This is a genomic window from Streptococcus sp. OMI870, assembly GCF_047460295.1.
In the GTDB taxonomy this organism is placed as follows: Bacteria; Bacillota; Bacilli; order Lactobacillales; family Streptococcaceae; genus Streptococcus.
The window spans coordinates 109,236-125,065 of record NZ_JASHGM010000006.1; the positions used below are offsets into that span (position 1 = coordinate 109,236).

The 15,830-nt window shown below is 40.8% G+C and carries 14 protein-coding genes and 4 tRNA genes; all 18 read right to left on the reverse strand.

From position 1 onward, the window contains the following. Nucleotides 1-4: 4 nt before the first annotated feature. Entirely contained in the window at nucleotides 5-1,444 is a 1,440-nt protein-coding gene (gene purF / locus QM968_RS09610) for an amidophosphoribosyltransferase (RefSeq protein WP_414281774.1), read from the reverse strand. A gap of 12 nt (nucleotides 1,445-1,456) precedes the next feature. After that, nucleotides 1,457-5,182: a phosphoribosylformylglycinamidine synthase gene (locus QM968_RS09615; RefSeq protein ID WP_414383707.1), complete on the reverse strand. Its 3,726-nt coding sequence runs from the start codon at nucleotides 5,180-5,182 to the stop codon at nucleotides 1,457-1,459. Between the two features lie 68 nt (nucleotides 5,183-5,250). Beyond that, nucleotides 5,251-5,958 (reverse strand): phosphoribosylaminoimidazolesuccinocarboxamide synthase, encoded by a 708-nt coding sequence (purC, locus tag QM968_RS09620; RefSeq protein ID WP_037614167.1) that lies wholly within the window; start codon nucleotides 5,956-5,958, stop codon nucleotides 5,251-5,253. A 150-nt stretch (nucleotides 5,959-6,108) separates the two neighbouring features. After that, nucleotides 6,109-6,357, reverse strand: coding sequence for a phosphopantetheine-binding protein (locus QM968_RS09625; protein WP_009731956.1), 249 nt, complete (start codon nucleotides 6,355-6,357; stop codon nucleotides 6,109-6,111). A gap of 3 nt (nucleotides 6,358-6,360) precedes the next feature. Next, a complete protein-coding gene (gene plsX / locus QM968_RS09630; protein WP_009731955.1) occupies nucleotides 6,361-7,356 on the reverse strand; it encodes a phosphate acyltransferase PlsX in 996 nt (331 codons plus the stop codon). Further along, on the reverse strand, nucleotides 7,353-8,132 hold the full coding sequence (gene recO, locus QM968_RS09635; protein WP_009731954.1) for a DNA repair protein RecO: 780 nt from the start codon (nucleotides 8,130-8,132) through the stop codon (nucleotides 7,353-7,355). Before recO ends, plsX begins: the two co-directional genes overlap by 4 nt. Beyond that, nucleotides 8,116-9,297: a pyridoxal phosphate-dependent aminotransferase gene (locus tag QM968_RS09640; RefSeq protein ID WP_009731953.1), complete on the reverse strand. Its 1,182-nt coding sequence runs from the start codon at nucleotides 9,295-9,297 to the stop codon at nucleotides 8,116-8,118. Before QM968_RS09640 ends, recO begins: the two co-directional genes overlap by 17 nt. Nucleotides 9,298-9,461: 164 nt before the next feature. After that, on the reverse strand, nucleotides 9,462-10,313 hold the full coding sequence (srtB, locus tag QM968_RS09645; protein WP_414383709.1) for a class B sortase, LPKTxAVK-specific: 852 nt from the start codon (nucleotides 10,311-10,313) through the stop codon (nucleotides 9,462-9,464). An 89-nt stretch (nucleotides 10,314-10,402) separates the two neighbouring features. Beyond that, complete coding sequence (locus tag QM968_RS09650; protein ID WP_414383711.1) at nucleotides 10,403-11,056, reverse strand: LPKTxAVK-anchored surface protein; 654 nt, start codon at nucleotides 11,054-11,056, stop codon at nucleotides 10,403-10,405. Nucleotides 11,057-11,337: 281 nt separating this feature from the next. Continuing rightward, the gene (locus QM968_RS09655; RefSeq protein ID WP_414326833.1) at nucleotides 11,338-11,478 is read right to left on the reverse strand and encodes a hypothetical protein; all 141 of its coding nucleotides are present in this window, start codon (nucleotides 11,476-11,478) and stop codon (nucleotides 11,338-11,340) included. Between the two features lie 49 nt (nucleotides 11,479-11,527). Continuing rightward, nucleotides 11,528-12,502, reverse strand: a complete 975-nt coding sequence (locus tag QM968_RS09660; RefSeq protein ID WP_414326835.1) for a ribose-phosphate diphosphokinase — start codon at nucleotides 12,500-12,502, stop codon at nucleotides 11,528-11,530. 181 nt (nucleotides 12,503-12,683) lie between these two features. Then, nucleotides 12,684-13,943, reverse strand: a complete 1,260-nt coding sequence (gene pcsB / locus QM968_RS09665; protein ID WP_414383713.1) for a peptidoglycan hydrolase PcsB — start codon at nucleotides 13,941-13,943, stop codon at nucleotides 12,684-12,686. 93 nt (nucleotides 13,944-14,036) lie between these two features. Then, the gene (gene mreD, locus QM968_RS09670) at nucleotides 14,037-14,549 is read right to left on the reverse strand and encodes a rod shape-determining protein MreD (RefSeq protein ID WP_414383715.1); all 513 of its coding nucleotides are present in this window, start codon (nucleotides 14,547-14,549) and stop codon (nucleotides 14,037-14,039) included. Continuing rightward, a complete protein-coding gene (gene mreC, locus QM968_RS09675) occupies nucleotides 14,539-15,357 on the reverse strand; it encodes a rod shape-determining protein MreC (protein WP_414383717.1) in 819 nt (272 codons plus the stop codon). The genes mreD and mreC overlap by 11 nt, the downstream gene beginning before the upstream one ends. A 62-nt stretch (nucleotides 15,358-15,419) precedes the next feature. Continuing rightward, nucleotides 15,420-15,507: transfer RNA gene (locus tag QM968_RS09680), tRNA-Ser, on the reverse strand. 4 nt (nucleotides 15,508-15,511) lie between these two features. Beyond that, nucleotides 15,512-15,585, reverse strand: a tRNA-Ile gene (locus QM968_RS09685). A gap of 33 nt (nucleotides 15,586-15,618) precedes the next feature. Continuing rightward, nucleotides 15,619-15,689: transfer RNA gene (locus tag QM968_RS09690), tRNA-Gly, on the reverse strand. A gap of 16 nt (nucleotides 15,690-15,705) precedes the next feature. Beyond that, nucleotides 15,706-15,778 (reverse strand) — tRNA-Phe (locus tag QM968_RS09695). Nucleotides 15,779-15,830 lie beyond the last annotated feature (52 nt).

The window sequence follows — 15,830 nt, forward strand, 5'->3', positions numbered from 1 at the left end:
GTTCTTAATAGAAAGAAGTGTGTTCTTTCAAACTTTCTACATAGCGTTCTTCGTAGTCATATAAAGGCGTTGGGTATTTCCCATCGAAGTAAGCCACACAAAGACCACCGTTTGGTGCATCGGTATCAATGCCAATAGAATCAATCAAGCCATCTATGGACAAGTAAGTCAAGCTATCCGCACCGATAATCTCACAAGTTTCCTCCACTGTATGATTGGCTGCGATCAGCTCCTCACGGCTCTGAATATCAATTCCATAAAAACACGGATAAGCCAAAGCTGGGCTAGCAATTGCCACATGGACTTCTGTAGCCCCTGCTTCTTTCAACAGTTTCACAATCCGACGAGAGGTCGTTCCCCGTACAATGGAATCGTCAATCATGACAACCCGTTTGCCTTTCACGACCCCAGATACGGCAGAGAGCTTCATCCGCACTCCTTGTTCCCGCAATTCCTGAGTCGGTTGGATAAAGGTCCGTTGAACATACTGATTCTTGATCAAGCCCATTTCATTTGGCAGACCGGATTCTTCCGCAAAGCCCATGGCCGCACTAAGAGAGGAGTTGGGAACCCCCACTACAATATCTGCCTGGTTCTTAAATTCTCTAGCCAACTGAGCTCCCATCCGCTTACGAGCTGTATGGACGTTGACCCCTTGGATATTGGAATCAGGACGAGCAAAATAGATATACTCCATAGAACAAATTGCTAGTTGAGTATCATCCGTATAGCGATCATAGGTAATACCGTTTTCATCAAAAATCACGAGCTCACCAGGATGCACATCTCGGATCCATTCTGCCCCAATCACCTCAAAGGCACAGGTTTCCGAAGAAACAACCAAGGCACCATTTGCCATTTTCCCGATGGAAAGAGGACGGAAGCCATTTGGGTCTAGAGCTGCAATCAGCTTATCTTCAAACAGCATCAGATAAGCAAACCCACCTTTGACCGTATTGAGCGCTTCCTTGATTTTCCCCATAAAGGAAGGGTTGTGGCTCCGACGAATCAAGTGAGCCAGAATTTCTGAGTCAGAAGTCGAGCTAAAGATGGCTCCATTTTTTTCTAATTCCGATTTGAGCGATTGGGCATTGGTCAAATTCCCATTATGGGCCAGACCAAACTGCGTATCGTGAAAGCGGAAGAGGAAGGGTTGGATGTTATCCACAGACGCTTCCCCCGCTGTCGCATAGCGAACATGTCCAATAGCAGAAGATCCTGTCAATTTTTCTAGATTTAAAGGATTCCGAAAGACTTCTGAAAGAAGGCCTGTATCCCGATGGCGTCTCAAGGTCCCTTGGTCATTAGCCAGGATTCCTGCACCCTCTTGTCCCCGGTGTTGGAGACTGTGAAGCCCAAAATAAGTGAGTTTCGCAGCATCTGGATGTCCCCAAATCCCAAAGACTCCACACTCTTCATTAAGAGATTTTACTTCGTATGTCATGTTGTATACCTTTTATTTTCCAGTAAAATATTGAACCGCTGATGCAAAGAGATGCTGGTCTTTATTTCCTGGAATATTTTGGAAGAGACCGTCTTCGAAACGTTCTGAGTGTCCCATCTTCCCAATAATTTGACCATTCTTGCTAGTGATTCCTTCAATCGCATGAACAGATCCATTAGGATTGTATTTCGAATCCATGCTTGGTTTGCCTTCGAAGTCAACGTATTGGCTAAAGATTTGACCATTATCACGGAGTTCCTCAAATTCTTCAGCTGTCACGACAAACTTCCCTTCACCGTGTGATACTGGGATGGCATGGATGTCACCAACTTCTACTCCGGCAAGCCATGGTGAGTTGGTATTGGAAATCCTTGTTTCCACCATCTTAGCCACGTGTTGGTTGGCATCATTGTAGAAGAGGGTTGGACTTGTGCTGTTTGCATCTTCAAAGTTACCATATGGAAGAAGACCTGATTTGACAAGAGCTTGGAATCCGTTACAGATACCAATGATCAAACCACCACGTTCGATGAAGTGATCAATGGTTGCACGTACTTTTTCATTGAGCAAGATGTTCACGATAAATTTAGCTGATCCATCTGGTTCATCCGCTGCTGAGAATCCACCTGCAAAGAAGATAATGTTGGCTTTTCCAATGTTGTCAACCATGGTGTCAACAGACTTGACAATCGCTTCTTCGTTGAGTGTGACAAATGGTACCAAGTTGACTTTGGCCCCTTCTTTTTCAAAGGCCTTAGCGGAGTCATATTCTGAGTTGGTACCTGGGAATACTGGGATGTAAACCACTGGTTTTTCAAATGTTTCTTTTGCTTTGATCACAGCATCTGATGCTACAGCAGGTACTTCTTCCAACTCAGTTGCCTGTGCAAATTCTGTTGGGTAAACCTCTTCCAATTTACCTTGGAAGGCACTGTCAAGTTTGTGTCCATCAAGCCTTACACCGTTTACAACTACTGTAAAGTCTCCAACTGTTTGACCGATCTTCTCTGCACCTGCAATCTCTTCAGGTGAAGTGAAGATGAATCCACCCAATTGGGCTGTCAAACTGCTGTCAAGCTCAGCTAATTGAACAGTGGCACCGATATGGTTCCCAAATGTTGCAAGTGCAAGAGCTTCAAGGACACCTCCATATTTGACAGCTGATGCTGCTGTCACTTTGTGGGTTGCTTGAATAGCTTCAAACTGAGCAAAGTTAGACTTGATAAGGTCAAAATCAATTTCTTGGGCCAAAGCTTGACCTGGGATGTAATAGATATTTTCACCAGCAGCTTTAAATTCTGGAGAAAGGACCTTACGACTATCTGCAGTTGTGACACCAAAAGCAACCAAGGTTGGTGGTACTGTCAATTCTTCAAAGGTACCAGACATAGAGTCTTTCCCACCGATAGATGGCAACCCAAGTTGAATCTGCGCTTCAATGGATCCAAGAAGAGCTGCTACTGGTTGACCAAAACGCTCTGCTTGTTTATCCATCCGCTCGAAGTATTCTTGGTAAGAGAAGCGAGCCTTAGACCAGTTTGCACCAGCAGCAACCAAACGAGCAGTTGCTTCGATAACTGCATAAGCCGCACCATGATATGGAGACCATTCTGCTACATAAGGGTTGAACCCTTGCGCCATAACAGAAGCAGTTGTTGTCACACCATGTTGGACTGGCAATTTCTGTATTGAAGCCTCCGTTGGTGTAATTTGGTAGCGACCACCAAGTGGGTGATTGACTGTTGAACGACCAACTGAGCTATCAAAGATCGTTTGTAACCCTTTTTGGCTAGCATGGTTCAGGTCAGCCAAGACTTCAAGAGTATCCACTTCGAGAGTTTCGGCAGATGTTTGGCGTTCTTCTGGAAGCTTGACATCCTTGTCAACCACCTTAGCATCTACTACCACACGTACACCGTTTGTATCAAGGAAACGACGTTCCAAATCAACGATTGTTTCACCATTCCAGTGCATGACAAGATTTGGTTTCTCCGTCACTGTCGCAACGACAACAGCATCAATGTTTTCTTTGTTACATGCTGCAACGAAGGCATCTACATCTTCTGGACGAACCACTACAGCCATCCGTTCTTGAGATTCTGAGATAGCAATTTCTGTACCGTTCAAGCCTTGGTATTTCAATGGCACTTTGTCTAGATCAATTTCAAGACCATCTGCCAATTCACCGATAGCTACACAGACACCGCCAGCACCAAAGTCATTTGATTTCTTGATCAGACGTGTCACTTCCCCATTACGGAAAAGACGTTGAATCTTCCGTTCTTCGATAGCGTTCCCTTTTTGAACCTCAGCACCAGCTGTTTCGACAGATTCAACCGTTTGAACTTTAGAAGAACCTGTCGCACCACCGACACCATCACGTCCAGTCTTCCCACCGAGCAAGATAATCACATCACCAGCTTCAGGTTTTTCACGGACCACATTTTCCTTAGGAGCCGCACCGACCACGGCACCTAGCTCCATACGCTTAGCAACGAAACCTGGGTGGAAGTATTCACGAACATAGGTTGTTGCAAGACCAATTTGGTTACCGTATGAAGAATAACCATGAGCCGCTGTTTTAGAAATCACTTGTTGTGGCAATTTACCAGCGCGAGTTTCTGAAATTGGAGCTGTAATATCGCCAGCACCTGAGATACGCATAGCTTGGTAAACATATGAACGCCCTGATAATGGGTCACGAATGGCACCACCGATACAAGTAGCCGCTCCACCAAATGGTTCAATCTCCGTTGGGTGGTTATGAGTTTCGTTTTTGAACATGAGAAGCCATGGTTCTTTGACATCATTGACATCCACCTCAATTTCAACTGAGCAGGCATTGATTTCATCAGACACTTCCATGTCGTCCAAACGACCATTGGCACGCTCATAACGACCAAAAATAGTCGCCATATCCATCAAGGTTTGAGGTTTTTCTGTACGTCCCAACTCATCACGCATGGCAATATACTTGTCATAAGTCGCTTGCAATTGTTTTTGGAATTTAGAAGCTGAGAAGTCGATATTCTTCAACTCAGTCTCGAAAGTTGTGTGACGGCAGTGGTCAGACCAGTAAGTATCCAACACCTTAAGCTCAGTCTCAGTTGGCACACGACCATTAGACTTGAAGTAATCTTGAATGAATAGAAGGTCATCCACTTCCATTGCCAATCCTTGCTCTGCCTTATACTGTGCAAAATCTTCTGCCGTATAAGTTTCAAAGAAATCCAAACTTGGAATGGTCTTGTCAGACTCAGAGAAATCCTGTTTCGCAATGCTAACAGTGATATCTTTGAAACGAGAATCCACTGGGTTCAAGAGATAGTTTTTAACAGCTTCCAACTCATTCGCATCAATATCCTTATTGACCAAGTAAAGTTGTGCTGTATTCACTGTTACATCATTTGAGCTACCAAGCAACAGCAAAGCTTCTTGCGAAGATACTGCACGTTGGTCAAATTGACCAGGCAAGCTTTCAATGGCAAAGAAAGCATGTTTCTCAAGATCTGCCTTGATTGTAGCTTCATCCAAAACAGTATCGGTCACTTGCTCAGAAAAGATATATTTTTCCGCACGCGCAAACAAATCCTCTGCCAAACCAAAGACATCGTAGACCTGAACAATCCGAAGTTCCTTCAAAGTTTTCAACTGAAGATTATGCTGTAATTCTTTTACTAAAGAGTCAGATTTCACACGAAAATCAGCTTTTTTCTCAACGAAAATACGTTTATCCATTTTAGTTCCTTTATTTATTTCTATTCAAATATGCTCTTGAAAGACGAAGTTTTTCCCTTTCAAACAGGTTACTTCAAGCCCTGCAATTTCTCCAACACAACCTTGTACACATCTGTCAAACTTCCCAAGTCCCTACGGAAAACATCCTTGTCCATATGGTGCCCTTCCGCATCCCAAAGGCGGCAGTTATCTGGTGAGAATTCGTCTGCCAAGATGATCTTGCCATCCTTATCAAAACCAAATTCCAATTTGAAATCAATCAACCGAAGACCAATTTGCTCAAACCAATCTTTCAGCAATCCATTGATGCGACGTGTTTCTTCCTTGATATAGGCAATTTGTTCGTCGTTAGCAATATCCAAAAACTTTACATGCTCGTCATTGATGAATGGGTCGTCCAACTCATCGTTCTTGTAGTAAAATTCAACGATTGGAGTTTTCAAGTCCAAACCTTCTTCAACGCCAAAACGTTTAGAAAAAGAACCTGCAGTCACATTACGAAGAACAACCTCCAACGGAATAATTTTAACCTTCTTATTCAATTGTTCAGTATCAGAAATACGTTCGATAAAGTGCGTCGCTACCCCCGCTGCATTCAATTTTTCAAAAATAAGAGACGAAATCTGATTATTCAGCACACCTTTCCCCTCAATGGTTTCTTTACGAGCCCCATTCAGCATAGTGGCCTGGTCCTTATAGACCGACTTAATCACATGTTCGTCTTCTGTAGTATAGATATCCTTAGCTTTCCCAGTATAAATCAGTTGATTGGTCATGATTTTGTTCGCCTTTCGCATTTTATCACCTACATTCTATCACATAAAAATTATATTTTCAATAAATTTCCGTACAATATAGTCAAAATCCGAATGAAATGAACAGAAAAAAAGATCACTCAGAATAATATCTGAACGATCCCTTTTTCATTAATGAGCAGCAATTCGTTTGTCGATGTAGTCGACAACATCCCCTATTGTATTAAATTCATCAATAGCCTTGTCTGGAATCTCAATTTGGTATTCATCCTCAAGATTGATAATAAATTCCATCAACTCAACTGAATCTGCCTGTAAATCCTTTTTCAAGTCTAATTCTAAAGAGACTTGAAAATCTGGCCCCTTGCGGTCTTTGAGAAATTCCTCAATTGTCGCTAAAATTTCATTTTGTTTACTCATACATTACCCTTCTTTCGATAATTCCTTCACTGATTTTCCAACAACATCTGTCTCTAACATAGTCCGAACTTGGCGAATCGTGCTATAGACTGCCTTTGCATCACTCGAACCATGCGTTTTAACAACAGGTGCCTGAAGACCAAACAAGACAGCACCTCCAACATCTGAGAAATCTAAGGTCTGCTTCAATGATTTCAAACTGTCCTTAAGCAGAAAAGCTCCTAATTTCGCCTTCCAGTTTCCAGTCGTAATCGCTTGTTTCAACTGCTTCAAGATTCCGAAAGCCGTTCCTTCCATGGTTTTCAAGACAGCGTTTCCCGTGAAACCATCTGCCACAACAACATCTGCAACGCCATCCATCAAATCACGCGCTTCCACGTTTCCAACAAAATGAATCGACTCATCCTCAGACAATAATTGATAGGTTTCCTTTCGTAAAGAATCCCCTTTACTAGCTTCTGTCCCATTGTTCAATAGACCCACGCGTGGTTTTTGAATCCCACGAACATTTTCAGCATAGTAAGATCCCATCACAGCATACTGATGCAAGTGCTCCGGTGTATTTTCCGCATTGGCACCTAAGTCCAGCATATCATAACCACGCCCATCAACCGTTGGAAGTGTAGACATCAAACCTGGACGTTCCACTCCTTTGATACGACCGACAATAAAGAAACCTGCCGCCAACAAGGCGCCCGTGTTCCCCGCAGACAACATAGCATCTACATCTCCAGCCTTCACATCCTTGGCAGCCAAGACCATAGAAGCTTGCTTCTTCCGACGAATAGCACGCGTCGGCTCATCATCTGAATCGATTTTTTCTTCCGTATGAACAATCGATACACGCTCTGTTGCTGTTAAATAGTTTTTGATTTTTGCCTCATCACCATACAAGACAACCTCAATATCATCAAAATCACGAATGGCTTGATTCACGCCTTCTACCAAGGCTTGAGGTGCATTATCGCCCCCCATTGCATCTACTGCAATTTTTTTCATGTTTCACCTCCAGATGAATCTTTCATAATCGCTCCCCAATCACTCAAAGAATCGATAAACTTTTTAGCTTTTAAATGGATCCCTACATACTCCTCATACAACTGATCGATTGCCTGACGCAGAGCTAGTTTCATCTCCTCTTGTAGGGAAATTGTCTCTAACTCACTGAATCGAACAGCTTGGAACTGATCCAATAAATAAACAACATTCGGATGCCAGTGAGCTCGCCTTTCATCCCGATCATAATGATCCGGACAAAGGACCCCACTATACCGAAAGGAATAGTCAAAAGGAAGACCAACCCGATGACAGAAACAACATTCATGCAGGTTCAAGACAACCCCAAACCTCGAAAGAATCTGAATCTCAAAAATATTGGTTATCACCTCGTAATCCAAGCCATCTTCCATCAAAGACAAGGTCTTCTCTAAAAACACAAACAAGGCCGGATCTACTTGATTATCCTGGATACATGCATCCGCAAGTGCCAGAACATAGGTCGCATAAGAAAGAGCAAAAAGATCTGCATTGATTTTCTTATAGACCTGTACATCTTGGAAATCATCAATATAACTCAACCCATCATCATTGATTTTCAGAAACATATCTGCCGTTACCAAAGGTTGTAACATGGGATTCAATCGGGATTTCCCAGCATGTTTTACAAAAAACATCCGCTTGCCCGACTTCTCCGTGAAGATCTTGACCAACTTATCCTCCTCACGAAATTCCCGATTATACAGTACAATTCCCCGGGTCTCAATTGACTCCAGCATGTTCTTCCATATACTCCTTCAAGCGTTTCATAGCTTCCTCAATAACCTCCATGCTGGCTGCATATGACAAGCGCACATAGCCTTCGCCATATTGGCCAAAAGCAGCCCCAGGAATAAACGCAACTGCTTTTTCACGTGCAAAATCTTGCAAGAAAGCAAAGGAATCCTGATTATAACCAGCTGGGATTTTAGCAAAAATATAGAAAGCCCCATCTGGCTTAATCATCTCAAACCCAAGCGCGGACATCTTTTCAATAATATAATCCCGACGTTTCACATATTCCTGCTTCATTGGCTCTGCATCATCCCGACCTTCTGTCAAGGCTTCGATCGCAGCATACTGGTTCATGGTGCCAGCAGCCGTTACCAAATACTGATGACTCTTGATGAGCTGGGCCGTCAATGCAGCTGGGGCAAAGATAAAACCGAGTCGCCAGCCTGTCATGGCATGAGATTTAGACAAACCATTAATGACAATGGTCTGCTCAGGAATGAAAGATGCCATAGAAACATGCGCTTCTCCAGTATAAGTTAGCTCTGAATAGACTTCATCACAAATCACAAAGACTTCATATTTTTTTAGGACAGCAGACAATTCTGCCATCTGTTCGCGCGAATAAGTGACACCCGTTGGATTAGCTGGATAATTGAGAACAACTGCCTTTAGCTTGTCTCCTTGCTCCACAATAGCTTTTTCCAACTTTTCAGGCGTCAAGACAAAACGATCTGCTGTCGTATCAATTTCGACAACATCTGCTCCCACCAAATTTATAATCGGTTCATAACCAGGATAAGCCGGAGCAGGTAATAGCACTACATCACCAGGCTCCAAGATTGCTGTCAAAGTGGCAGATAAGGCTTCAGTCGCACCAATCGTCACCAAAATCTCATCCTCAGGACGGTAGTGAATTCGATACTTATCAGCTACAAACTGACTAGCAGCCTCACGCAAAGCTAGCAAGCCACTCATTCCTGTGTAATGACTGAAATTTGCATCAATTGCAGCCTTTCCAGCTTCTTTCACATGTTCAGGAGTTGTAAAATCCGGTTCCCCCAACGTCAAACGCAAGACTCCAGGAATTGAAGAAATCGATTGGTCAAACTGACGAATCAAAGAAACTTCAATTCGACTCAGATTTTTATTAAAACGTTTCGTTAAATCCATAGAACACCTCCAAAAACAGTTATATTCATTATACTATAAATAGAACCCCATCGCAAAAAAACAATCAGATCCCTCCATTTTTCAAACAGTGAACACTGGCCAACCATATTTCAATCATCCTGATAAACAAAAAAAGACTTAGCAATGCTAAGTCTTTCAGATCCTTATTGTTGACCACGTGTTGCCACATATGTCAATTGATCTGCATGTTTCGCCACAAAATCCTTCATTTCTGAATCAGGAATTTGACGAAGATAGAGGTTCGCACGAATGGTTTCATCCTCTTCACGACAAGTTGACAATACTAAATATTTATCAGATGCCTTGATCTTGATATTTGGATTCTTAGTTTGCCCATCTTCATAAACCTTCTTCAACTGAGTCGTAAAGTCTTTGTCGTCTTCAAAGCTAGTACGATAGAAAGCAGTTGTTTCAGGTACAATCACCAAGCACATAGCTTCATAATAATACTTGCGCTCAGGCGTCTCAATGACAACATACGGATGTTGATCAAAGTATTCTTGCTTGTCATAGTAGTTGACATCATTAAACATACGATGATCACCAACCTTACTACCACGAGCATGACCAAATAACCAAGTCAAACGATCACTAAAATCTTTCTTATTATCCGTGTCCATGAAGACTGTACCCAAATAGGGTTGATTCCCACCATCAAAAGTCTTATCCAAGTATGTTGCATTATCTCCTGTTTGAACGACAGGTTCATCCAACTCTGTACCTGGAGCATAAACATAAGCAATCGCTTCAGGGTTAACAGCCGTTAGTTGGTCAAAGCGATTCTTTAGATAATCTTTTTCTTCTTGACTAGGTTCATATTTCACAGCTTGGGTAGAAGAACTGCTACCAGAAGAAGCTGCTTTCTTAGTTGCGTTAGATGTTTTTCCACCAAATGGATTAAAGAATAAAAATCCAGCTACAATAACAACTATTGCTACTATAGCAGCAAATAGAAGAGCAAATTTATTTGATGTTTTTTCTCCAGCTCTTTTCATTCAATTGATCTCCTCAAAATGATTTTTTCTAAAAAATAACACTGAGCCCAAGGACTCAGTGATATTTTTATGAGCTAATTAATTAGAAATTATTTAACTGCGCTAGTTTTTGGAAGTGATTTTTCACCAGCTTTAGCAGATGAAGCTTTACCATCTTTACCAGCTTTAGCTGCTTCTGCTTTTTCTTCAGCTGCTTTAGCTGCTGCTTTAGCATCTGCAGATGCAGGACGCAATGAACCACTTACTGCTGTTGCGTAGAATCCGCTAGGAGTATTAGCTCCAGCTTCAACCTTAACGTCTACCAACCATTTAGTTCCATCATGTGGGTTTGTAACTTCGATTGTTTGGATACCAGCTTCAGTACGGAAAGTACCATGTTGGCTACCATTCCAAAGATCAAGACCTTGTGTGAAGTATTCTGGAGCTGGAACAGCAGTCAATTCTTTAGATGTATCAGCAAATTTGTTTCCATCGTAGTTTGCAGTAGAAACATCACCTTTTTTATCAACTGGAGTACCTTTACCGATAGTTGGGTCTACTTGAGTAGCACCTGGGTGTTTTTCTGTAGCTGCAGATGCTGGTGCGGCTGGAGTTGCTTCACCTTTAAGTTCACTTAAAGTAGGTGTGTCTCCACCTTTTTCAGTTTTATAAACTGGACGTCCTGTAGTATCTGCTGCGAATGCTGGAGCTGCTGCTGCAAATACTGCAAGAGCTGCTACTGATGATAATAAAACTTTTTTCATTGTTTTATCTCCTTTTATAGTTTAAAAATATTCGTTACTTCGTAACTATGATTAGTATACTAGGATATTCTGCCTATGTCAAGACATTTTTTTGATTTTTTTAAAAAAGTTTAAGATTTCTTCATATTTGATACCCAAAATTACGATTTATAAATATATTATACTCATTTTATTTTTCATAAACAGAGGTTTATTAGAAAAAAATCACCATTTGGAACGACTATCTCTTTTCTCACATCTTATATAGTCTAGTTAGTAATAGCAAGAGTACTTCGTATTCCCTATTTCACAGCCTTATTTTCTGGCAACCTCTTCTTGGGTAAACTAGGGTCTACCTTGGCTTCTAATTCGTGAGCTGACTTGACCAGTTCTTTTCGCTTCTTTTCTTTTTTTAGCTCTTGCCACCATTGTCTGATTCCCATTTCTACTTCCTCCTATACAAAAGAGGCCAGTTTCCCAGCCTCCTTATTGTTAACATTTTTTGGCATTTCCGGTTTCAAATAGAGGGGACAGAGGTCGATTTTCATGAATACGCACAATTGCTTCAGCAAGTAGTTTAGCAATTGAAATTTGCTCAATCTTGTCAATTAATCGTTCTTCTGGTAGATAAATCGTATCCAAGACGACTAATTTCTTAATCGCTGATTTTTGGATATTATCTAAGGCTGGCCCAGATAGAACAGGGTGGGTACAGCTCGCATAGACTTCAACTGCGCCTGCTTCTGCAAGAGCATCCGCCGCATGACAGATTGTACCAGCTGTATCAATCATATCATCAATCAAGATACACGTTTTGCCTTCAACATTTCCAATGATGTTCATGACTTCACTCGTATTCATCTTATCAACACTACGACGTTTATCAATAATTGCAATCGGAGTCTTTAAAAACTCAGCTAACTTCCGAGCGCGAGTCACACCACCATGGTCAGGACTGACAACCACATAGTCTTTTCCAATCATTCCACGACGTTCAAAATAATCAGCAATCAATGGAGCACCCATCAAATGGTCTACAGGAATATCAAAGAAACCTTGAATTTGAGCAGCATGCAAATCAATAGTCAACAACCGATCAACACCTGCAACTTCAAGCATATTAGCTACTAACTTAGAAGTAATTGGCTCACGGGCCCGAGCCTTCCGGTCCTGACGGGCATAACCGTAATACGGCATCACAACATTAATCGATTGTGCGCTTGCACGCTTCAACGCATCCACCATAATCAAAATTTCCATAAGATTATCGTTAACGGGTGAACTAGTAGATTGTAAAATATAAACATCTTTCCCACGGATTGATTCTTCAATATTGACCTGAATTTCTCCGTCAGAAAATTGACGAACAGTTGACTTTCCAAGCGGCAATCCCATTTCACGAGATACACGTTGAGCCAATTCTTGATTTGACGACAAGGCAAAGAGCATTAAATCAGAAAATGACATGATTTCCTCCAGTAAAATCTAAAACCATATTGTACACTCAGTACAAAATTCTCCTACCATCATTTTATCGCTTTTTAATCAAATATTCAAATATTAATTTATGGAAAATAGAAAAAGAATCCCACCTCCACTCTCACAAAAAAGAAGCAGAACCAGGGTCCCGCTTCAAAAATTTCTTAGTTTAGTTAGGATAGATATAAGTAACAGTACCTTGAGCTGTTGTAGGGTTAAACCAACCACGGTAGTTACCAATGCTACGAACACCTAAATAGTTAGATTCAGATACTTGGATGCTTGTTGTAGATTGAACTGCTGTAACAACCGCTACGTGTCCATATCCACCATCATTCCAACATGCAATTGCTCCAACTTGAGGTTGAGAACCTGTACGGAATCCTGCTGCTGCAGCGCTTGCTGCCCATTGTCCACCATTTCCCCAGTAATCTCCAGCCCATGGTGCCAATGTCTTGGCACCCCAAGTACATTCACCAACTGGATAAGAAGATGCAGATGAACTATAAGTAGGACGAGAAGTAGTTGCTGCTGGAGCTGCTGCTGCCTGAGTTTGAACAGCTGGTTGAGCTGTTGGTTGACTTGTAGCAGGTGCTTGAACTGTTGCTGCCGCTTGAGTTGTAGCAGGTGTTTGAGTTGCTGCTTGAACCTGAGCTTGAAGAGTCGTATTGGCAGAAGCTTTCACTGCTTCTTGCTGTTCTTTTTGTTTTGCACGGTAAGCTGCCTCAGCTGCTGCCGCTTCTGCTGCTGCTTTTTCAGCTTCAGCTTTTTGTTGCAATAAAGCATTCTTTTCGTTCTCAGCAGAAGACTTTTCAGCTGCCAAGTTTAATTGTGCAACTTTTAACTCAGCTTCTTTTGTAGATAAAGCTTGTGCATCATCTTCTAATTGCTGTTTATTCGCAATTACAGTATTGATTGCATCATTGTTTTCTTTTTGTTTCTGCGCAATATCTTCTTTATCGCGTTTTTGCTCTTGCAACATTTTGTTGTTAGCATCTGCGATTTCATTCATAGCAGAAATACGTGAAATAGCTTCTGTTAAAGAACCAGAGCTTACGATCGCATTAATATAGCTTGTAGCAGTTCCAGTTGTTTGAGCACTACGTGCTTGATTTGCAAGTGATTCTTGACGAGCAACAATATTTTTCGACAACTCATCGATCTCAGCTGATAATCTTTCAGATTCTTCATTCAAACGATCATTTTCAGCTTGAAGGTCTTCCTGTTGTTTTTTAATTTCAGATACTTGACCTTGGATTTGATCAACTTGAGTTTGTGCACTTTGTTGTTGTTGATTAATACTATTGATTTTGCTATCTTGAGCAGCAATCTTATCGTCTGTAGAATCAGCTGATACTCCAGCTACAATAGCTCCTTGTGATAAAGCAACTGTACTTAATAAGATTGTGGCAAATAATTTTTTCTTCATTAGATATTTTTTCCCTTTCTAATAAGACACTAACTAGTATAACAAAATTTTTCAAATTTTATGTTACGCTATTGTTACATTTTTATTTCGTCTTTATAAATAAATCTTTTCAAGTAAAGGTTGCAACACTATTAATAGAAGTAAATTCAAAATAAGACTTGGTGCAATTTGGTAGACAATCACTGCTAGCATATCAAAATTCATACCATTGAAAAGAAGCAACAGAAGACTTGTAAAAAATTGAAAGAATAGAATCGTTAGTAAAAAAGTAAAAAATCGAGTAAAACGATTGGCCAGAACGATTTGATTGCAACGAAAAATAATCACCTGTAATAAAGGCAACAGTAGAAAGGCAATTCCAATAGTATTTAAGAAATACACATCAAAACAAAAACCAAAAAAAATCCCCAACCATATACTTGCTATCTCAGAGAAATAGAGAGTCAATAACACAAACCCATATAGAAATAGAAACGAAGTAGGGTGTAACGAATTTGGTATCAAATGAGAAATAATAAAAGAGATTTGCCCATCAATAAATAAAGATAAGAACAGGATTAAAGGGAAAAAATAGTACTTACGTATTACTTTCAAACTAGTCTCCAATCAATACTACAAAGCGATTCACTTCCAAATTAGCCTTCGGTTTCACTCGAATTTCTTGCCCTAATTGATCTGATGCTTTTTGTACAGAAGTGACAGTACCAACAGGTAAATCACCTGATTTGTATTTTCCTAACCCACTTGTTGAAACAAGGGAACCAGTTTTTATTTCAATCGGATCCCCAATTTGGAGTAAACGTAACTCACCAGATTTCTCATCATAACCATTAAGTAAGGCAAAAATAGATTGCCCTTGTCCCTCAATTTTAAGTGTTAAATGTTGTGAAGAAACGTGATCTTCAAACAATAATTTAACTTTACTGGAATTCTTTTCAACACTTTCCACCAAGCCAATTACCCCACCAGAAGTAAGCACAAACATGGAATCTGAAACTCCATCTGAAATTCCTTTATCAATAATAAATTCTTGATCCCATGAACGATAACTTCTATCAACAATTTCAGCAACTACTTGATTAGATCCTGATACAGAATTTTTAATATCGAACAAATCTTTTAATTCCTTATTTTCTATTTCAAGACGCTTGAGTTTTGATCGATCGACATCATGTTGGTAAAGAGTAAATTTTAAAGAATTATTTTCATCGTTCAGTCTAGATAAATCCTTAAAATCATTTGACTTTGATTCTAAAAAAACAAACGGAAATGATACAACCCTGTCAATACTTGATAGCATATCTGAAGATTTTAAGACAATCACATTACGAACAGATGGAAAAAGAAATAAAATTCCTGAAACTAATATAACAAAACAAATACTAAAAATTTTTAAAAAACGATTCAAGAACATATATATAAACCTAAAAAATATAAAAAATAGTTTGAGATTCCATCTCAAACTTCGAACATATACGGAGAATGGGGGATTCGAACCCCCGCGCCAGTTACCCGACCTAACGATTTAGCAAACCGTCCTCTTCAGCCTCTTGAGTAATTCTCCAAAATGGGCACGAGTGGACTCGAACCACCGACCTCACGCTTATCAGGCGTGCGCTCTAACCACCTGAGCTACGCGCCCAAGTTAAAAACTTGGTAATGAACAAATGTTCAAAGCGGGTGACGAGAATCGAACTCGCGACAACAGCTTGGAAGGCTGTAGTTTTACCACTAAACTACACCCGCTTATGATAAAAGAAAATGGCGCGAGACGGAATCGAACCGCCGACACATGGAGCTTCAATCCATTGCTCTACCAACTGAGCTACCGAGCCAAATTGCGGGAGCAGGATTTGAACCTACGACCTTCGGGTTATGAGCCCGACG